Origin of the sequence: Thermoactinomyces sp. CICC 10523 (genome assembly GCF_016055105.1) — a bacterium.
Taxonomy (GTDB): Bacteria; Bacillota; Bacilli; order Thermoactinomycetales; family Thermoactinomycetaceae; genus Thermoactinomyces_A; species Thermoactinomyces_A daqus.
Genome location: NZ_JAECVX010000010.1, coordinates 65563 through 84185 on the forward strand (window position 1 = coordinate 65563; position 18623 = coordinate 84185).

At 50.6% G+C, this 18623-nt stretch carries 19 protein-coding genes; 5 read left to right on the forward strand and 14 right to left on the reverse strand.

Annotation, left to right across the window (positions count from 1 at the left end):
* Positions 1–164 precede the first annotated feature (164 nt).
* On the forward strand, positions 165–1241 hold the full coding sequence (locus tag I8U19_RS12750) for a M23 family metallopeptidase (protein WP_081943667.1): 1077 nt from the start codon (positions 165–167) through the stop codon (positions 1239–1241).
* 31 nt (positions 1242–1272) lie between these two features.
* Here the strand turns inward: I8U19_RS12750 and bcaP are convergent, their stop codons facing one another.
* Both bcaP and I8U19_RS12760 read right to left on the reverse strand, forming a co-directional pair.
* Entirely contained in the window at positions 1273–2691 is a 1419-nt protein-coding gene (bcaP, locus tag I8U19_RS12755; RefSeq protein ID WP_370589257.1) for a branched-chain amino acid transporter BcaP, read from the reverse strand.
* 128 nt (positions 2692–2819) lie between these two features.
* Complete coding sequence (locus tag I8U19_RS12760; protein ID WP_033099508.1) at positions 2820–3056, reverse strand: glutaredoxin family protein; 237 nt, start codon at positions 3054–3056, stop codon at positions 2820–2822.
* 318 nt (positions 3057–3374) lie between these two features.
* Between I8U19_RS12760 and I8U19_RS12765 the strand changes: the two genes are divergently transcribed.
* The gene (locus tag I8U19_RS12765; RefSeq protein ID WP_370589778.1) at positions 3375–5135 is read left to right on the forward strand and encodes a UbiD family decarboxylase; all 1761 of its coding nucleotides are present in this window, start codon (positions 3375–3377) and stop codon (positions 5133–5135) included.
* A gap of 37 nt (positions 5136–5172) precedes the next feature.
* Here I8U19_RS12765 and I8U19_RS12770 read toward each other — a convergent pair whose 3' ends face one another.
* The 7 genes from I8U19_RS12770 to pdxK all read right to left on the reverse strand — a co-directional run bounded on the left by I8U19_RS12770 (position 5173) and on the right by pdxK (position 12917).
* Positions 5173–5955, reverse strand: a complete 783-nt coding sequence (locus tag I8U19_RS12770) for a TIGR00266 family protein (protein WP_033099599.1) — start codon at positions 5953–5955, stop codon at positions 5173–5175.
* Positions 5956–6074: 119 nt separating this feature from the next.
* Positions 6075–6962: a nickel transporter permease gene (gene nikC, locus I8U19_RS12775; RefSeq protein ID WP_198056105.1), complete on the reverse strand. Its 888-nt coding sequence runs from the start codon at positions 6960–6962 to the stop codon at positions 6075–6077.
* Between the two features lie 24 nt (positions 6963–6986).
* Positions 6987–7997: an ABC transporter permease gene (locus tag I8U19_RS12780; protein ID WP_198056072.1), complete on the reverse strand. Its 1011-nt coding sequence runs from the start codon at positions 7995–7997 to the stop codon at positions 6987–6989.
* A gap of 81 nt (positions 7998–8078) precedes the next feature.
* A complete protein-coding gene (locus I8U19_RS12785) occupies positions 8079–9686 on the reverse strand; it encodes an ABC transporter substrate-binding protein (RefSeq protein ID WP_198056073.1) in 1608 nt (535 codons plus the stop codon).
* 80 nt (positions 9687–9766) lie between these two features.
* Positions 9767–10732, reverse strand: coding sequence for an ABC transporter ATP-binding protein (locus tag I8U19_RS12790; protein ID WP_033099512.1), 966 nt, complete (start codon positions 10730–10732; stop codon positions 9767–9769).
* Positions 10710–11711, reverse strand: coding sequence for an ABC transporter ATP-binding protein (locus I8U19_RS12795; protein ID WP_198056074.1), 1002 nt, complete (start codon positions 11709–11711; stop codon positions 10710–10712). Before I8U19_RS12795 ends, I8U19_RS12790 begins: the two co-directional genes overlap by 23 nt.
* A 390-nt stretch (positions 11712–12101) precedes the next feature.
* Positions 12102–12917: a pyridoxine/pyridoxal/pyridoxamine kinase gene (gene pdxK / locus I8U19_RS12800; protein ID WP_198056075.1), complete on the reverse strand. Its 816-nt coding sequence runs from the start codon at positions 12915–12917 to the stop codon at positions 12102–12104.
* A 201-nt stretch (positions 12918–13118) separates the two neighbouring features.
* Here pdxK and I8U19_RS12805 point away from each other — a divergent pair, with 201 nt between their 5' ends.
* From I8U19_RS12805 to I8U19_RS12815, 3 genes are all read left to right on the forward strand, one after another.
* Complete coding sequence (locus tag I8U19_RS12805) at positions 13119–14606, forward strand: FAD-dependent thymidylate synthase (protein WP_198056076.1); 1488 nt, start codon at positions 13119–13121, stop codon at positions 14604–14606.
* Between the two features lie 139 nt (positions 14607–14745).
* Positions 14746–15069 (forward strand): hypothetical protein, encoded by a 324-nt coding sequence (locus tag I8U19_RS12810; protein WP_033099516.1) that lies wholly within the window; start codon positions 14746–14748, stop codon positions 15067–15069.
* Positions 15066–15437 (forward strand): type II toxin-antitoxin system RelE/ParE family toxin, encoded by a 372-nt coding sequence (locus I8U19_RS12815; protein WP_033099517.1) that lies wholly within the window; start codon positions 15066–15068, stop codon positions 15435–15437. The genes I8U19_RS12810 and I8U19_RS12815 overlap by 4 nt, the downstream gene beginning before the upstream one ends.
* A gap of 90 nt (positions 15438–15527) precedes the next feature.
* On the opposite strand, the gene I8U19_RS12820 is transcribed toward I8U19_RS12815, so the two are convergent.
* The 5 genes from I8U19_RS12820 to I8U19_RS12840 all read right to left on the reverse strand — a co-directional run bounded on the left by I8U19_RS12820 (position 15528) and on the right by I8U19_RS12840 (position 18611).
* Positions 15528–15746 (reverse strand): hypothetical protein, encoded by a 219-nt coding sequence (locus I8U19_RS12820; RefSeq protein ID WP_033099518.1) that lies wholly within the window; start codon positions 15744–15746, stop codon positions 15528–15530.
* Positions 15747–15774: 28 nt separating this feature from the next.
* Entirely contained in the window at positions 15775–16347 is a 573-nt protein-coding gene (locus tag I8U19_RS12825) for a S1 RNA-binding domain-containing protein (protein ID WP_052153932.1), read from the reverse strand.
* A gap of 143 nt (positions 16348–16490) precedes the next feature.
* Complete coding sequence (locus I8U19_RS12830; RefSeq protein WP_033099519.1) at positions 16491–17027, reverse strand: isoprenylcysteine carboxyl methyltransferase family protein; 537 nt, start codon at positions 17025–17027, stop codon at positions 16491–16493.
* Positions 17024–18160 carry a type III polyketide synthase gene (locus I8U19_RS12835; protein ID WP_198056077.1) on the reverse strand — a complete coding sequence of 379 codons (1137 nt, stop codon included), beginning with the start codon at positions 18158–18160 and terminating at the stop codon, positions 17024–17026. The genes I8U19_RS12830 and I8U19_RS12835 overlap by 4 nt, the downstream gene beginning before the upstream one ends.
* 151 nt (positions 18161–18311) lie before the next feature.
* Positions 18312–18611 carry a hypothetical protein gene (locus I8U19_RS12840; protein WP_033099520.1) on the reverse strand — a complete coding sequence of 100 codons (300 nt, stop codon included), beginning with the start codon at positions 18609–18611 and terminating at the stop codon, positions 18312–18314.
* Between the last annotated feature and the right edge of the window lie 12 nt (positions 18612–18623).

Genomic DNA, 18623 nt, shown 5'->3' on the forward strand with positions numbered 1-18623 from the left:
CCTCCTCCCGTGAAGGCATGACCTCCCCAGGATCATGCCTTTTTTGTATCCTGTCCCGAGCGTCGGTCTCCCCTTTCCGAATTCCTCCCTGAAAATGCCAAAATGTTTTCGATGAATGCCAGGCAAACTATCTGTAAAACCTTTTAAACCAAAAATCGGTGGTCATGATGGTAAAAAGCTGTAAAATCCTGCTAAGCTTTTTTTTGTTGTTTTCCGCTTTTCCATGTTCTGTTGACGCGTCGGACAAAGATCAGGAAGCGTCGGACAAACTTCACCTGTATGAAACCATGGAAACATTAACCGGCGTGCCGTGGGTATATCTGGCAGCCATGGACCAATATGAGAAAAATGCACATGCTGCCAAAAACAAAAAAGAAAAAAGCGGAAAGAAAAGGCTCACTTCAATTGAGGTTCCCTCCTCCTTGTGGGCAGGCCGGATCAATCCTGACCCTGATGACCGGGTGCCTGAATCGATTGCCTTTTTTCAGGGAATCGGAAAGGATGCCAACGGTGACGGCAAGGCAGATCCACAGGATGACCTTGATGTTCTCTACTCCGTCGCTTCCTTTCTGGCGCAAAAAGGTTTGAAAGAAGAACAAATCCGCGAACGGATCTGGGACTATTACAAACATCCGACCACGGTGGATGTGATCACGCACATCGCGAAAATCTACGCCAGATACCAAACGCTCCATCTGGAAGAACGCCGCTTCCCGATCCCGCTTCAATATAATTACACGTATCACAATACCTGGGGAGACCGCCGCGGCTGGGGAGGTCTGCGCATCCATGAAGGAACGGATATTTTCGCCAACTACGGAACGCCCGTACTGAGCACCTGCTACGGCTATGTTGAATTGATTGGCTGGAACCGCTATGGGGGGTGGCGCATCGGAATCCGCGACGTCAACAATAACTATCACTATTTCGCCCATCTGAACGGCTTCCGCAAAGGGCTGAAAAAAGGAGATGTCGTCAAACCGGGCGATCTGATCGGCAGCGTCGGTTCTTCCGGTTACGGGCCGCCGGGAACTGCCGGCAAATTCCCGCCCCACCTTCACTATGGAATATACAAATTCAACGGAAAAAGCACCTACTCATTTGATCCCTATCCATTGCTGAAAAAATGGGAACGGCAGGCCTATCTGAAATGGAAACGGAAGAAACGCCGCCACCGTTCGGCCAGTTCCGAAACCACTCACCCGATCCATTCCTCAACCAAAAAAAAGCATGATGGCTAAGTCCCTCCATCATGCTTTTTCCATTTGTGATTTACCCAGCTTTTTGTTCATCGCTTTTTCTTTTATTCAGGTTGGAGCTGTGGTAACCATAGATGAAATAGATGATCAAACCTACTGCCAGCCAGATCAGAAAGCGAATCCATGTCGCTTCGTGAAGCTGAACCATCAAAAAGACGCAGAAGATAATCGCCAAAATCGGCACCAACGGCATCAAAGGCGTTTTGAATTTCCGCGGCAGATCCGGCTGTTTGTAGCGCAGGACCATAACGGCGATCGAAATCAGAACAAATGCGGCCAGCGTCCCCAGATTGACCAATTGGGCCAATTCGTCAAGCGGCACAAAAGCTCCGAGCAACGCAGCGAAGATCCCAAATGACCAGGTGGTCACGTAAGGCGTACGATATCGCTGGTGAACATGGGAAAAAATCGGGGGCAACAAACCATCACGCGACATGGAGAAGATGATGCGAATCTGTCCGTACAACATGACCAGCATCACGGTAAACATCCCGACTAATGCCCCCAGGCTGATCAGTCCGACCAGCCAGTTTTGATGGACGAATTGCATCGCGAAAGCGACCGGAGCATCTTGATGGCTGGCAAAGTTTTGATAGGGCACAATCCCCGTCAGAATGGCCGTCACAATAATATAGAGGAACGTGCAGATGCCGAGCGACCACAAAATGCCTTTGGGCAAATCTTTTTGCGGGTCACGCGTTTCCTCCGCCGCGGTGGTGACAGCATCAAAACCGAGGTAGGCGAAAAAGACGGTCGCGGCAGCCAAACCGACTCCGGAGAAACCAAAAGGCATGAACGGAGACCAATGGGCCGGTTTTACATAGAAAATTCCAACAATTATAAATAATGCAACGACAATCAACTTAATGGCAACCATGATGTTGTTAACCCATTTTGACTCTTTTACACCGATTGAAAGTAAAAAAGTAATAATTAAGACAATGACAAGTGCAGGCAAATTGACGATGGCTCCGGGCACTGATCCCCCTGGTGCATTGGTTAGCGCCGCAGGCAGATGTATGCCGAACCCTTCCAACAGCGATTTGAAATAACCGGACCAACCGGACGATACTGCACTAACCGCCAACAAATATTCCAAAACCAAATCCCATCCGATAATCCAAGCGACAAATTCTCCCAACGTGGCATAGCTGTAAGTGTACACCGACCCGGAAACCGGCACCAGCGAGGAAAATTCAGCATAGGCCAAAGCTGCAAACAAACAGGCCAAACCTGCGATCACAAAAGATAAAATCAAGGCGGGACCCGCTGTCAGCGAACCAACACCCGTCAGAACAAAGATCCCGGTTCCGATGATGGCACCAATCCCCAGCATGGCCAAATCAGTCGCTTTTAACTCCCTCTTGAGCTGAGTTCCCTGACGGCTCGTTTGAATCGAGGCGTCAATACTCTTTTTACGGAATAGCTGCACGGCAAAACCTCCTCTTCGGATAAGCCGATTTTTATTTTTTTGAAAAATCGGATGTGTACTTATTATATATAAATTCTTTAAGAAAATAAATAAAAAATCCTGCCAATTCCGGCAGGTTATCTCAAAAACTAGGCTTTTTGTTTCTTTAATTCTTCTAAAATCGCGTCCGGCTTCAGGCCTTGAATCGCCGTATCCCCGATGACTGTAACAGGAACGCCCAGAAAACCCAGTTTTTTTACATCTTCCAAAAAGGCGGGGTTTTCTGCACAATCGCGTACTTCGTATTCGATTTTATAATCATTTAAAAATCGCTTCAAAACATTGCATTCAATACAATGCGGCCGGGAATATACAATCACTTTCATTGTTCGACACTCCCTTCATGCGGGGCAAAAACTCTCTCCCTGTCATTTCCCATACCGGGATGACTTAACCATAATATACCACAGTTTCTCGGACAGGCGGGTCCCTCCTTCGAGTGCTTTCTTATCGACCCCTGAATCTCTTCGACAGGCCATTGATGTTTTCCGCATCCGGATGTGTTGGCTTCCCTGACCCGATATGCTATCTTTGTCACAGAGAAACGAAAAATATCAGGGCATTTGACCAAACACTGAATAGACGCAGGCTTGCGGATTTTCATCCGTTTGATCTGCATGCCTGATTCGGGAGAGATGATCGACTTGCACAGAAACCTGCGAAGTTTTCTTACACAATTGCGTCAAGAAAAAGAGATTGTGGAAATAGCGGCTCCCGTCGACCCGCATCTGGAGCTGGCGGAAATTCATCGGCGCGTGATCGCCGAAGAAGGTCCCGCCCTGCTCTTCACCAACGTAAAAGGAAGTTCGTTTCCCGTTGTCACCAATCTCTTTGGTACTTCCCGACGGGTGGAACTGGCTTTTGGCCCGCGGCCGGAGCAACTGATGAAAAAAATCGTTTCCCTGGCCCATACTTTAATGCCGCCCACACTTGGTGCACTGTGGAAAGAACGGCGCATCCTGTTTGACCTGATGAAAGTGGGATGTCAGCCCGTTTCTGCCGGTAAAGCACCTGTACTGGAACAAAAGCAAGCTGAAGTGGATCTGACCCGGTTGCCCGTCATCACTTCGTGGCAAGAAGACGGAGGGCCGTTTATCACCTTGCCTCTTGTGTATACGGAACACCCGGTTACGGGACAGCATAACCTCGGTATGTACCGCATGCAAATTTTCGACAAACAAACCACTGGCATGCACTGGCAGATCCAGAAGGGCGGAGGATTTCACCACTATGAAGCGGAATCGCACAATCAAGCCCTGCCTGTGCGGGTGCATCTGGGAGGGCCGCCCGCGCTCATTGCTTCGGCGATTGCACCTGTGCCTGAATTTTTGCCCGAACTGCTCTTAACTTCCCTGATTCTCGGAGAAAAGCTGCCCGTCGTCAGACCGTCTGATGGCGGTTACCCTTATATCGCGGAAGCGGAATTCGTCCTGTCCGGCGTGGTTCCACCACATGAGCGCCGTCCCGAAGGTCCGTTTGGCGACCACTACGGTTACTATTCGTTGGAGCACCCGTTCCCGGTCTTCCATGTGAAAGAGATCCGCCATCGCCGCGATGCGATCTATCCCGCGACAGTAGTCGGCAAACCACGCCAGGAAGATTACTATCTCGGTGAATTTTTGCAGCGCCTTCTCTCCCCCGCTTTCCCCATGGTGATGCCGGGTGTGCGCGATTTGTGGACATATGCGGAAACCGGCTTCCACCCATTGGCCGCGGCCATCGTCAGGGAGAGTTACAAACGGGAGATCATGGCCCACGCTTTCCGCATTTTGGGCGAAGGGCAGCTCTCGCTGACAAAATTCCTGATCCTGACTGACCGGAGCATTTCGCTCGACGCATTTGACCGCTTGTTTGAAACGGTTTTGGAGCGGTTTGAACCTGCATCGGACTTGTTCATTTTCCATGATACCTCAATGGATACGCTCGACTACACGGGACGCCGCTTCAATCACGGCAGCAAGGCGGTACTGCTTGGAACCGGGGAGGTCAGGCGCACGTTGCCCGCGGAATATCACGGCCCCGATCTCCCAGGGGTGCAAGGTGTGGCTGTTTACTGCAAAGGGGCGCTCGTCCTGGAAGCCGACCCGTTTGAGCAAAACCCCCGGCTGGCGGAACATCTGCTGGAGCAATACGGGGATGCCCTGCAGGAATGGCCGTTTATATTCCTTGTTGACGACCTTGCCGCCGCTTCGGGGCAGACGGCGTTTCTGTGGACGGTCTTCACACGGTTTGACCCGGCCCACGACCTGTATGCGCGGTCGGATTGGAAGCAGCACCGCCCGCATTACCGCCTCCCCATTGTAGTCGACACCCGGATGAAACCGGGCTATCCGGATGAACTGGAATCTGATCCGGCAGTCAAAAAACTTGTTGATGATCGCTGGAAAGAATACTTTGGTTCATAAAAAAAAAAGCTTGTGCCCGATTTCGGCACAAGCTTTTCTAGTCTTCAAACAGGTTACCCAGACCTCCAAGAATACTTCCCTCATCTTTTTTTCCGTAATTGGCGGCAGCAAAAACGCGGCTGGCCAGCCGGCTGAACGGCAGCGATTGAATCCACACTTTCCCCGGCCCTTTCAATGTCGCGAAAAAGAGGCCTTCCCCGCCGAACAGGGCCGTTTTGAATCCCCCGACAAAGCGGATGTCATAATCGACCGTCGGCGTCATCGCAACCAGACATCCCGTATCGACGCGCAGCAGTTCACCCGGCCCCAGTTCCTTCTCCACAATCGTGCCGCCGGCGTGAATAAATGAGAGTCCGTCCCCTTCCAGTTTTTGCATAATAAAGCCTTCCCCGCCAAAAAATCCGGTTCCCAGCCGCCGCTGAAATTCAACACCGACCGAGACCCCCTTCGCCGCACAGAGAAAGGCATCCTTCTGGCAAATTACCTTGCCCCCGAGGGCAGCCAGGTCAAACGGAACGATTTTTCCGGGATACGGGGCAGCAAAGGTGAGATGCCTTTTCCCCTGCCCCGCATTGGTAAACACAGTCATAAACAGGCTTTCGCCCGTCAACAGCCTTTTGCCCGCACCGAACAGTTTGCCGACAAGCCCCTTACTGGACGAAGACCCGTCGCCAAAGATGGTCTCCATCTCGATTCCGTCTTCCATCATCATTAAACCGCCCGCTTCAGCGATCACGCTTTCACCCGGGTCCAGCTCGATTTCCACGCACTGCATGTCATCGCCATAAATGCGGTATTCGATCTCATGTGATTGGGCCAATTCAGTCAGCTCCTTGAAATCGCGATCTTTTTTGAGAACGGCAATGGAACCTCCGCTGTTCCGCCCCTTTGCCTGCATTTTTCACGCTATTATTTTAACCTATTTCACCGCTTCATTCCCTATTCTTTCATTCTCGGATCAAACAAGTCCCTCAGGCCATCTCCCAACAGGTTGAAACCGAGTACGGTGCACACAATCGCCAGTCCCGGAAAAATCATCGTCCAAGGAGCCAATTGAATAAATTCGCGGGAATCGGACAGCATCGTCCCCCACTCGGGTTGCGGCGGCTGTGCACCCAATCCGAGGAAGCCGAGAGCGGCCGCTTCAATGACGGCTGTCGCAAATCCCAATGTGCCCTGCACCAAGATCGGCGACCAGCAGTTGGGCAAAATATGTTTCCATAAAATCCGGCTGTTTTTCATCCCCATGGCCCGTGCCGCCAGGATATAATCTTCTTCCTTGACCGACAGCACGCGTGACCGCATCAGCCGTCCGAAGGCGGGAATATTGATGACGGCAACGGCAATCATCGCATTGTTCAACCCCGGCCCCAAGATGGCCACAATGGCAATGGCCAGCAAAATGCTGGGGAAGGCGAGCAAAATATCAAAAATGCGGGAGATAATCGTATCCCGCCATCTGCCGTAGTAACCGGCAATCAGGCCGAGGAAGCTGCCGATCACAATCGAACCGGCAATCGCAAAAAAACCGACTTGAAGTGAGATGCGCGCTCCGTAAATGACGCGGGTAAAAATATCCCTCCCCATATCATCCGTCCCGAACCAATGGCTGGCCGAAGGTGAAGCCAATAAGGCGCTGCTGCGCTGGTCATACTGATACGGGGTGATGACAGGAGCAAACACAGCCAGCAAAATAAAGAGGATAATGATGACACTGCCGATCGCGGCCGAACGATGCCGCCAGAATGCCCGCAAAAAATACCTGACTGGCGATTCATGGATGGAGGGGGCATAATCGATCGATGTGACAGAAGAATTTTCATTCATCTCCGGCAATGATGGCATGGAACATCAATCCTTCCCGTATTGAATGCGCGGATCGATCCAAGCGTAAATCAGATCGACCAGCAGGTTGATCACCACGAAAATCGTCGCCAGCACGAGAATGCCGGATTGAATAACCGGGTAATCGCGCTGCCCAATCGCATCGTAAATATACCGCCCCACTCCCGGCCAACTGAAAATCGTCTCCGTCAAGACCGCACCGCCGAGCAGCAACCCCATTTGCAAGCCGGCCACCGTCAATACCGGGATGCAGGCATTTTTCAACGTATGTTTGTACACCACCCAAAATTCGGACAATCCCTTGGCGCGGGCTGTCCGCACAAAATCGGAGCGGAGCACCTCCAGCACACTGGACCGGGTCATCCTGGCGATGATCGCCATCGGTATCGTTCCCAGCGCGACTGCCGGCAAAATCAAATGCATCATCACATCTCCCAAGACGGTGAAATCTCCGCTGAACAGGGAATCAAGCACATAAAATCCCGAAAATCCCTCAAAGCCGAGGCGCGGATCAATTCGTCCGCTGGAAGGAAATATTCCCAGCTTCTGCGCAAACAGCCACTGCTCCATCAAACCCAGCCAGAAGACCGGAATCGAGACACCGAGGAGAGCAACCACCATCCCGGAATAATCCAGCCATGAATTTTGTCTCCAGGCCGATAAAATTCCCAGATTAACACCAAAAAAGATGGCAATCGCCATCGCCGCCAGCGAAAGCTCTGCCGTCGCAGCCAGATAGAGCTGAATCTCTTCGGAAATCGGGACATGGGTGATGAGGGAAGTACCCAAATTTCCATGCAGCAAATCATTGACATAAAGGAAATATTGTTTGTAAAAAGGCTGATCCAGTCCCAGATTATGCCTGATTTCCGCCAACTCCTGCGGAGACGCTTTCTCCCCGGCAATGGTTTTTGCCGGATCTCCGGGAATCGCATGGACGATGGCAAACGTAACGAGCGACATCCCGATGAGGACGGGAATCAGCATGAAAATCCGGCGAATTGTATAGGCTAACATCGTTTCCTTCCACCTCGTTGTTGGCTATGTCGAAAGTGGCATTGCCCCACGCAAGAGCAATGCCACTCCTGGCCCGATCTTTTACTTCAAATCCACATTTTCCAGGTAGAGCGTTGAGGTCGGGTGCGGGATAAACCCGGTTACTTCTTTTTTGGCTGCATAAGGTACGGTCGCATGAACCAGCGGTACCCACGGCGCATCGTTTTTAATGATTTCCTGCGCTTGCTGATAAAGTTTCGTCCGTTCCTCCTGATCGCTGGAACGCTGCGCCTTGATCAACAGATCGTGCAACGGATCGCTTTTATAGAAGGCGATGTTTCCCGCATCGGGCGTACGCGTATTGTCTTTGTCGAGGAGCACGTACAGGAAGTTGTCCGGGTCGCCGTTATCCCCGTTCCACCCGAAGAGAGCCATCGAATGCTCCCCTTTTCCGGTGCGGTCCAGGTACGTCTGCCAGTCATAGGTGACGATTTTCGTTTTTACGCCGATTTTGGCGAAGTCGGCCTGCATATACTCCGCTACTTTTTTGCCGTCCGGCAGATAGGGGCGCGGTTCGGTCGGAGCATAGAAATCGACTTCAAAACCATTGGGGTAGCCCGCTTCAGCCAAGAGTTTTTTCGCTTTATCAAGATTGAATTCATAATCCTTGATTTTGCCGTTATAGCCCCACATAAACGGAGGAATCGGATTGACCGCCGGTTCGGCCAGACCGGAATAAAAGCTTTTGATAATCCCTTCTTTGTTGACGGCATAATTGAGCGCCTGTCTCACTTTCGGATTGTCAAACGGTTTCTTCTGAGTGTTAAAAGCCAGATAAGCCACATTCATCCCCGGCTGGTTAAACAGTTGCAGGTTGCTGTCCCCTTTCACCAGTCCGACCGAGTTCGGGTTCAGGCCGTCCATGATATCGATGTCTCCCGATTTCAGCGCGGTCAAGCGAGCGGTGTTATCCGGAATGGAGCGGAAAATCACTTGTTCCAGCTTGGGATAACCTTTTCGCCAATAGTCCTTGTTTTTCTTCAATGTAATATGATCGTTCTTTTTCCATTCCACGAAGACAAAGGGACCGGTTCCCACGGGTTTTTGTGCAAATTGTTCAGGTCCTTCCTTTTTGATGGCGGTCGGCGAAGCAATGCCAAACGGGGACATGGCCAGGTTGCTCAAAAACGGGCCCTGCGGATAGTTGAGATCAAACTCAACCGTGTATTCGTCCAATGCTTTGACATCTTTAATAACTGCACCTTTATCCCCTTTGAATCCGCCAAACATATAACCGAAGTAAGGGAATTCCCCTCCTTTGTGGTAGGGGTTGTTTTTATCCATCCAGCGCTCGAAGTTAAACACGACGGCATCAGCGTTAAACGGGGTTCCGTCCTGAAATTTGACGCCTTGGCGCAGTTTGAACGTCCACTTTAAGCCATCAGGGCTAGTTGTCCAGCTCTCCGCCAAAGACGGCTCCACCTTGGTCGATGTCGGTTCATATCTGACCAGCGTATCAAAAATCTGTTCAGTGACATGGAGGGATTCGCCGTCCGTCACTTGAATCGGATCAAGCAGTTTGGAGTCGGCTCCGCGGCCATAGATCAAGGTTTTTTCCTGGCTGCCCGCTTTATTGTTGGAACATCCCGCTAAAAATGATGATAAAACCAGAATAAAAGTGAAACAGAATATCCAAAGCCGTTTTGGCATATAAACATCCTCCTTTAAATGGATTCATCATGTTTTTGGATTGCCGGACGATCCCTTTGGCGACTCACCTCCTTTTCAAACTATTGATCAAGCAGATGGCAGGCAACCTGATGGCCGCCGCCTGCATCTTTCATCTCCGGACGGACTTCTTTGCAGACATCCATGGCGTAGGGGCAGCGCGGATGAAACGCGCAACCGAGCGGCGGATTGGCCGGGCTGGGCACGTCGCCGGACAGGATGATTCGCTCCTTCCCGGCATCCGGATCGGGAATCGGCACGGCGGACATCAAGGCCTGGGTGTAAGGATGAAGCGGATTGCGATACAACTCGTCCCGTCCGGCCAGTTCCACCATCCGTCCCAGATACATCACGCCGACCCGGGTGCTGATATGTTTCACCACGCTCAAATCATGAGCGATAAAGATATAGGTAAGTTCAAATTGCTCCTGCAAATCCATCATCAAATTAAGCACTTGCGACTGAATCGACACATCCAATGCCGATACCGGTTCATCGGCAACGATCAGTTTCGGCTTGGTGGAAAGCGCGCGGGCAATGCCGATCCGCTGCCGCTGGCCGCCGCTGAACTGATGTGGGTAACGGTTCATGTGAAACTTGTCCAGCCCGACCACCTTCAGCAGTTCCTCCACTTGTTCTTTTCGTTCCTTCGCTCCTCCCAGTCCATGAACGATAAGCGGTTCTTCCAAAATCTTCCCAATTCTCTGCCTCGGATTCAGAGAAGCAAACGGATCCTGAAACACCATCTGCATTTCCCGCCGCGCTTTTCGCATCTCTTCCGGAGAGTATTGCAAGATCGACTTTCCTTCAAATTCAACCTCGCCCGCCGTCGGCTCATACAGTCGGAGTATCGTCCGTCCGGTGGTGGATTTGCCGCAACCGCTCTCCCCCACCAGCCCGAGTGTCTCCCCTTTTTCCACAGTGAAACTGACATCGTCAACGGCCTTTATTTCTCCAATCTTTTTGCCGAAAATGCCGCCGCGGATCGGAAATGTTTTCTTCAGGTTACGAACGCTCATGAGCGCCATGATCGATTGCCTCCTTTTGATTCAAGAAACAGCGGCTGAAATGCTTTTCATCCACTTTCACGATTTCAGGTTCCTCTTTGCGGCAGATCTCCATTGCAAATTCACATCTCGGGGCAAAGCGGCAACCGGCGGGCAAATTGAACGGACTGGGGACTTGCCCGGGGATTGCGTATAGCCGCTTCTTTTGCTCGTCCAGTTTGGGAATCGACTTTAACAGGCCTTGTGTATAGGGATGAGCGGGATTTTTAAACAGGCGCCTCTGGTCTGCTTCTTCCGCCACCTGCCCCGCATACATCACGATAATGCGGTCGCACATTTCCGCCACGACTCCCAAATCATGGGTGATCAACAAAACCGAGGTGCCGAATTCCTCATTCAAGGATTTCATCAAATCCAAAATTTGCGCTTGAATGGTCACATCGAGCGCGGTCGTCGGTTCATCGGCAATCAGCAGGCGCGGGCGCAGCACCATGGCCATGGCGATCATCACCCGCTGGCGCATTCCCCCGGACAGCTGGTGCGGATACTCATCCAATACCCCTTCGCGGGCAATGCCCACTTTTTTCAGGATGTCCAGCGCCCTCTCCCTGGCGGCTTTTTTGGAGATCTTCTCATGGGTGCGAATGGCTTCGATGAGTTGGTTCCCGATTGTAAACAGCGGGTTGAGCGAGGTCATCGGTTCCTGAAAAATCATGGCGATCTCTTTGCCGCGAAGTTGACGCATCTGTTTATTGTTTAACTTAGTCAAATCTTGCCCCGCAAAAATAATGGAACCATCAACAATTTTGCCCGGGGGCTTTGGCACTAACCCCATAATCGCCAGTGAGGTTACACTTTTTCCACATCCCGATTCTCCAACCAAGCCGACAATCTCGCCTTTTTGCACGGTAAGATCCAGCCCGTCCACCGCCCTGACCACGCCTTTATCCGTAAAAAAATGCAACTTCAGGTGCTTAATTTCCAAAACAGGTTGGGCCAAAGAGATCACCTCGGATTATAGTTTGAACCATTTATCTATTAATCATTTTTTATAATGTATAAAAATAATGTCAATTAATTATATTCTATCTACAAATCAAAAAAACCTTCTGTAGGAAAATAGTTTATTTACCCGCGTCATAAAGCCAGCGGCTGCCAACCGTCACCAGCCATCATTTGTTAAACATAACTGGACGAGCTTCCCCCGGCATCATTTTTTTGCTCTTCCCTTAAGCTGTGAAAATGGCGGGTGCTAATCTTCAAAACCGTACCGTTTTCGATCCTTGACGGCTTTCCCGGAAAGTCCGCGAATGATTACAGTCATTTCACCCGGGCAAAACATAAAGCACCGATCCCCAGATCATCGGAGAATCGGTGCCGGCTCGGGATGTTATTTTCCTTGGTGCAACCGGTGCGCCATATGCAAAACAGGGCCCACAAACCGGTTCAGCGGGAAACCATGGCGAATTGCCTCCGTAATGAATGCTTTGGCCGTGAACACTGCCTCCCTGACCGATTTGCCCTTGGCCAGTTCTGCCGTAATTGCGGCCGAATAAGTGCACCCCGCCCCATGTGTATAAGTGGTCTCGATGCGTTCGCTCTCCAGGACTTCAAACGTCTCCCCGTCGTAAAATACGTCGACGGCCTTCTCATGCTGCAATTTGCCGCCGCCCTTTACCAGGACATATTTCGCCCCCGACTCATAGATCTTTTGCGCGGCGGCTTTCATATCCTCCACCGTGTTCAGCGCCCCCAGTCCGCTGAGCTGTCCGGCTTCAAACAGGTTGGGAGTGGCAACAGTCGCCTTGGGAACGAGAATTTCCCTTAATGCATCCGCCAATTCAGGGTGAAGCACCTCATCGGTTCCCTTGCAGACCATCACCGGGTCGACGACGGCCGGAATATTTTGCGATGCGATCACCTCTGCGGCAATCTCAATGATTTCAACCGATCCGAACATCCCCGTCTTCAGCGCATCCACCCCGATTCCCTGCAATATCGTTTTCAACTGAGCTTTCAGGGTCGGGATCGGAACGGGAAATACCTGATGGTTCCAATCCTGGTCAGGATCCATTGCCACAATCGTGGTCAGCGCAGTCATGCCATAGACCCCGCGTTCCTGAAATGTTTTCAAGTCGGCCTGAATGCCTGCTCCGCCACTGCTGTCCGAACCGGCAATGGTTAATGCTTTCACTGGCTTAGTCATCAAAATCCGCCCTTTCCATGCTGTAACCTCATGTTTGTCTATTATCATTTAACCCCATCATAATCGATGATTCCGTCAACGTAAACCATGCATTTCCCCGCTATGGGAAATCCATCCTCCTCCGGTTCCGGCCGCGATTGGCGATTCCCCAATCCTGATGGGCGTGATAGAATGAAAGGCATGGACGATGGAGGGATAAAAATGAGCGACAAAATCGATCTTTCACGTTATGTCTCAAATTTGGATCAAAACGTTTATGCCATCTACAACCTGCCGGAAGAAGTGATCGCCGTCATTTTTGCTTATGTCAGCCGGAGCCCGGCCAGCTTCCGGGAAAATTTGGCCAAACTGCTGGCCGACGACGAATTGGCGGTCGGCGTAAATGCAGGCGGACTTGCAGGCACTTATTCCGAAAAAGCCGCCCGTTTCCACGAAAAATGGGTGGTTGGCTACGGGCATTCGAGTGTGGCGGAACACGCTGTCGCCCATATCGGAATCGAAAAAATCAGCCGCCTTGCTTCGGCCGAACTGGAACTGGCCAACTCGTTTAACAGCTTTACCGAATACAGCCAGCGCTATCAGCGTCCCAAACGAGGCGATTTTTATATCCCGCAAGAGCTCAGGGCCCATCCCGATCTCGAAGCGCGTTTCATCTCCATCAACGAAAAAGCATATGACACCTATGAAAAACTGATGCACGGTCTGATGCAGTTCCTGCCGCAAAAATTTCCGCGGTCAGAACATGAATCCGAGCGGGCCTATCGCTCCCGCATTGAAAAAATCGCATTTGAAGATGCCCGTTATGTGTTGACGTTAGCCACCCTGACCAACCTGGGGCTGACTGGAAACGGACGCGCTCTCCGCGATACGCTGGTTCGGCTATTATCCAGCCCTCATGCTGAATCGCGTCAATTGGCGCGGGCAATGGAGAGAGAGATCAGCCAGGTGATCCCCACCCTGCTCAAATACGTAAAACCGAACGAATATCTGCTGAAAACCAGGGAAGCACTCCAATTGCGTTTTGCGCAAAGCAAGCTCCCCCGGCATCCGGTCAGTGGTCCCCATGCCCGTTTCATTTCGATGCCGGCCTACGAAGACGCGTTGCGCAAACTGGCGACTGCGCTCCTCATCAGCCAGAGTCCGCTCTCGTATGAAGAAGCGAGCGCCCGCGCAAACAGGTACACATCGGCTGAACTGGAACAGATCGCCGAAGAGGCCCTCGTTCACCTGCGCTTTTTCGACAATCCGATCGGCGAATTTGACCATCTCACCTACCAAATGGAAATGGTCGTTTCCGAAGCCAACTGGCATCAATTGCTGCGCCACAACCGCCGCACCCATTTCAGCTTCGGCGAGCCCACGATCCGTTTGGGCCGGACCATTCCCCCTCATGTGTCCGAAGCCGGTCTCAGCGAAATGTTCCAAGCCCTGCTCGAAGAAGTGGAAGAAGGATTCAACGCGATCGCTTCTGTCTGTCCGGAAACGGCTCCCTATCTGGTTACAAACAGCCATCACCGGCAAATCTTTGCGACAGTCAGCCTGTGGGAATTGTACCATCTGATCAATTTGCGCACCTCTCCGGAAGCACAATGGGATATCCGGGCGACCTTTGAACAGCTTCTGAAAGAACTGAAGGCAAACCAACCGATTCTCGCCAAGTATGCACAACGGCGGATGCCTTCCGCCTGAGGGAAGACGGGTGCAGAGAGGCACCCCCTTCCCTTTATAAGACGAATGTTGAAAACAGATTTTTTCCTTCCGCTTTGCCTCTTTTCCCTGCCAAACGCTATAATATAAGTAATGAGAACAGAGAGGAGGCCTTCCCTCCATGTCAAAATTATTTGAAGCATTTATATCAGCCAACGACCTTCAGGCGATCAACAAGAATAAATTGTTCAACGAAATGCTCCGCTCCTTCAAGAAACTCGGCCTCACCCATAATAATGAGCTCAAAGCCGTCATTCTTGATATTGATACCTATGAACAGCTGGTGGACCGTCTGGAGGAACTGGAAGAAATGCAGGAGGATATCCAACTGGCCCATAACCTGAGCGAACGCTTGCAACTGCCGAAAGAAAATTGGCTGGAGAAACCGAATCATACGCCGAGAATGGAATTCTTACGTTCAATGGAGAAAGGATCTTCTACATGATTAAAGAGGTATATCATCCCCTTTTTTCCGAAGACCTTTCCTTGTTGGCATCCATGATGAACAAAAAGCGTTTTAATGAATGCCTGCAACAGATCGACCGCGCCATCGACCAGGTCATCCGTCATCCCTTCAAAGCTGCGCCGCTTAAATATGCACCCTTAACCGGATATTACAAGAAAAAATTTTTTTCCGTCGCCCGCCCCCGCAGAAAACAGCGCCCCGATCTTCGCTTGATCTACCGCTTCAATCCCGAAGAAAACACGATTTATTTTCTCGCAGTCGGCTTACGCCTCGCCCAACGGCCGCAAAATCCACACGATGTCTACCAACGCGCCCGAAAACGGAATCTGATTGATTGGGGGGAATGACAAAATGCGGACGGAAGCAAATCAAAAAGCATAAAATCCGCCTGAAAACACTCCGGCAGGAGCCCTGTCAGGCGGATTTTGTCTCTTTGCTTATTCTTCTTGCGCTTCCATCCCCATGCCCTGAACGATGACCGATTTCACAACCCAAGTCTCACCATCCTTGACACAGGGAAATCTCAGATCCAACCCTTCGTGATAAAGATAGAGATGCGTTTTGGTTTCCAAGAGCACACGGCTGTCCCGAATGACTTGTTCGATCTCCCTCCCGCTCCAATCCTTTCCCAAACGCTGGGCCAAACGCTCGCGCATATGACGGGAAAATTCGATCTTTCGTTTGTTAAAGAGAATCCCTCACTTGTTCCACTTCTTTAAGAAAATGATAAACCAAATCCCGCTTAAAAACCGGCAATATTTTCATCATCGACAATGTAAACCGGAACACCCCCACCTCATTAACCATTTCTTCTACTTTCTTTTTTGATTCATCGGAGATAATGCCGAATTCCTTGGACAGGAAATGAATAATTTCCTTTGTCTCATCAGGCGGCTTCACCTTCGAGCTATGGTCGGGCAGCTTCTCCTTAAGGACTTCAAGGTCAGCAAAAGCTTCATGAACCGTCAGATTTTCATCCAGGCGAAATTCAATCTTATTATCTTCCTTCACTTCCTTTACCTTTGCCTCGATTACCTGTCCAACATGCAATTCCTGCTCTTTGGGGATATGGCGGTTATGGATTAATCCCGACAAGGCAAAAGGGTCCATCGTAACAACAAAGGCACCAAAATCAACAAGGCGGGTGATCCTCACCTTTACTTTACTGCCGACTTGATATTGCGGCACCAGTTTCGACGGCGAAGATTTTTTTATATATTCTGAAATGCGTTCATCCAAATCATATGGCTTGGCCATGTCTGCCCCCTCCTTTGGTGAGTTGATTATGATTGTAACCTGAAAGTGCTTTCATTGGCAATGTTTCTTTTCCATCCATCAAAAAAGTGACAAGCAGCTTCTGCTGGTCTCTTTCCATTCCCTTGCCGGTCCGGCCATAAGGGTCACCCCCTGCTCAAAGATTGACCTCCCAGTGTTTTCCACGCTTTTTCCTCTGCAGGAATGCGAATGTGAAACAGAATAAAAGCATTAAGAAGCGAAGCCCAAACCATGGTGGCATACGCACCGAACAAAATGGGGATCAAAATGAATTCGAGCATTACCACCACATAGTTGGGATGCCGCATCCAGCGGTAAGGACCGGTTGTTAGCGGGCGGCTTCCCGGAATGACAAAGATGCGCGTATTCCAAAACGTTCCCAACGAGCAAATGCTCCAGAAGCGCAGTCCCTGTACCAGCACCAGGCAGAAAAAAGGGATCGGCCACCATTGCGGCGCTCTGCTCCCAAGATAAAAATGCTCCACCAGAATTCCGGCAAAAAAGAGCAGATGCATCAGCACAATGAGCGGATAATGGCTTCCCGCCATTTCCACCGCCCCCCTTTCCCGGAGCAAACGGGCATTTCTCCGGGACAACCGCAGTTCCCAACATCGTTGTCCGAGCAAAATAATCAGCAGTAACAGGGATCCGTCCAACTTCATTTAACCTCTTCCTTCATCTTTTCATTCTCTGCAACCAATCGTCCGGAAATGGACAGGTTCGGCAGGTTCGGTTCCCATTTCAGCAACACCATCTCCAGGCTGAAGCCCGGCCCCATCGCTGCCATCAATCCGTTCGTTCCCGTCCACCCTCCTTGCGTCACCGTTTTTTCCAGGACAAACAGCACGGTGGCGGATGACATATTCCCATAATCCCGTAAAACTTCATAAGACATTTTCAGCTTCTCTTTTTCTGTATGAAACGCTTCTGTATACGCCTCCAACACTTTCCTGCCGCCCGGATGCATGATAAAGGTGCCGATATTGCTCAAATCAAGCTCATGGCGAAGCAAAAAAGCATCGACGACCGGACGCACCCTTGCCCGCACCAATGCAGGGATATCCCGGGAAAACACAACCTTTAATCCGTCATCCTCCACATCCCACCCCATTACGTCAAGGGAATGGGGCCACATCATGCTCTGACTGTCCAAAATCTCCGGCCCGGTTTCGGAAAAGCAACCCGCGGCCTGATCACCGGCCACCAGCACTGCTGCCGCTCCATCGGCAAAAAGCGAGGTGGCGATCAAATTGCTTTTGGACTGATCCCGGTTCCGGAATGTTAAACCACAGCACTCCACAGCGAGCAAAAGAACATTTGCCTCCGGAAACGCCTTGGTATATTCATACGCACGTGCCAAACCGGCTACACCGCCGGCACATCCCAATCCCCAGATGGGCGTTCGCTTCATGGAGCCGGACATTTGCAGGCGGTTGATTAAATGAGCATCAATGCTGGGTGTGGACATCCCGGTCGTCGACACAAAAAACAGATGATCAATCTGTTCCGGTCCGATCCCAGCCTTGTCCAGACAGGAGCGGATGGCCTTCTCTCCCAGAGCGATGGCCGATTCCACATAAGCTTGGTTCTTTTCGGCAAAGGAATGGTTGCGCTCAAACCATTCCCGCGGTTTGCAAAACTTTCGCCGATCGATTGCGGCATTTTCAAATACAGTTAAAAACCGGTCAATATTCTGGAAGGACGGACCAAACAACTTTTTGGCAAAGGCGCGTACCTCTTCCTGTTTCACTTCATACTCGGGAACCGCCGTCCCAATCGCAATCAATCTGGGCATTTCGTGTCACCTTCAACTCCGTCTTTAATGTTATTTTTTTCCTTCCTCTGCTAATTATGCAGTCAATCGTTTTGCTTTTAAAAATCAAAAAAAGGCACCCGGATCAAATCCCGTCCGGATGCCTTTTGCGATCATAACAGCCACCGGCCAACTATTTTTTAAAAAAGCGAAAGCCATGTCCGATCAGATACCGAACACCGCCAAACAACACAGCCATCACCAATTTCAGTAAAACCCCGCCAGGGATAATTAAAAAGCCGACAATCCCCCATGCCACTGCTTTACTAATATTATGAAAAAAGAAAGCGGCAATTAACAAAATCAACAAGACGATTATTCCCAATGAAAGAGAATTGATCAAATCAAAAAACACAAAGGCCAAAAATATGATCTCAATTATATGAAACAAGTCTTTAAGTAGACCTAATATATTTCTAAAAACATGAAACAATCGGCTCCTCTC

Coding starts and splice junctions, on each gene's coding strand:
- I8U19_RS12750 (WP_081943667.1), top strand. CDS start 165: ATGATGGTAAAAAGCTGTAAAATCCTGCTAAGCTTTTTTTTGTTGTTT.
- I8U19_RS12760 (WP_033099508.1), bottom strand. CDS start 3,056: ATGAAAGTGATTGTATATTCCCGGCCGCATTGTATTGAATGCAATGTT.
- nikC (WP_198056105.1), bottom strand. CDS start 6,962: ATGAATGAAAATTCTTCTGTCACATCGATCGATTATGCCCCCTCCATC.
- I8U19_RS12780 (WP_198056072.1), bottom strand. CDS start 7,997: ATGTTAGCCTATACAATTCGCCGGATTTTCATGCTGATTCCCGTCCTC.
- I8U19_RS12785 (WP_198056073.1), bottom strand. CDS start 9,686: ATGCCAAAACGGCTTTGGATATTCTGTTTCACTTTTATTCTGGTTTTA.
- I8U19_RS12790 (WP_033099512.1), bottom strand. CDS start 10,732: ATGGCGCTCATGAGCGTTCGTAACCTGAAGAAAACATTTCCGATCCGC.
- pdxK (WP_198056075.1), bottom strand. CDS start 12,917: ATGACTAAGCCAGTGAAAGCATTAACCATTGCCGGTTCGGACAGCAGT.
- I8U19_RS12805 (WP_198056076.1), top strand. CDS start 13,119: ATGAGCGACAAAATCGATCTTTCACGTTATGTCTCAAATTTGGATCAA.
- I8U19_RS12810 (WP_033099516.1), top strand. CDS start 14,746: ATGTCAAAATTATTTGAAGCATTTATATCAGCCAACGACCTTCAGGCG.
- I8U19_RS12815 (WP_033099517.1), top strand. CDS start 15,066: ATGATTAAAGAGGTATATCATCCCCTTTTTTCCGAAGACCTTTCCTTG.
- I8U19_RS12820 (WP_033099518.1), bottom strand. CDS start 15,746: ATGCGCGAGCGTTTGGCCCAGCGTTTGGGAAAGGATTGGAGCGGGAGG.
- I8U19_RS12825 (WP_052153932.1), bottom strand. CDS start 16,347: ATGGCCAAGCCATATGATTTGGATGAACGCATTTCAGAATATATAAAA.
- I8U19_RS12830 (WP_033099519.1), bottom strand. CDS start 17,027: ATGAAGTTGGACGGATCCCTGTTACTGCTGATTATTTTGCTCGGACAA.
- I8U19_RS12835 (WP_198056077.1), bottom strand. CDS start 18,160: ATGCCCAGATTGATTGCGATTGGGACGGCGGTTCCCGAGTATGAAGTG.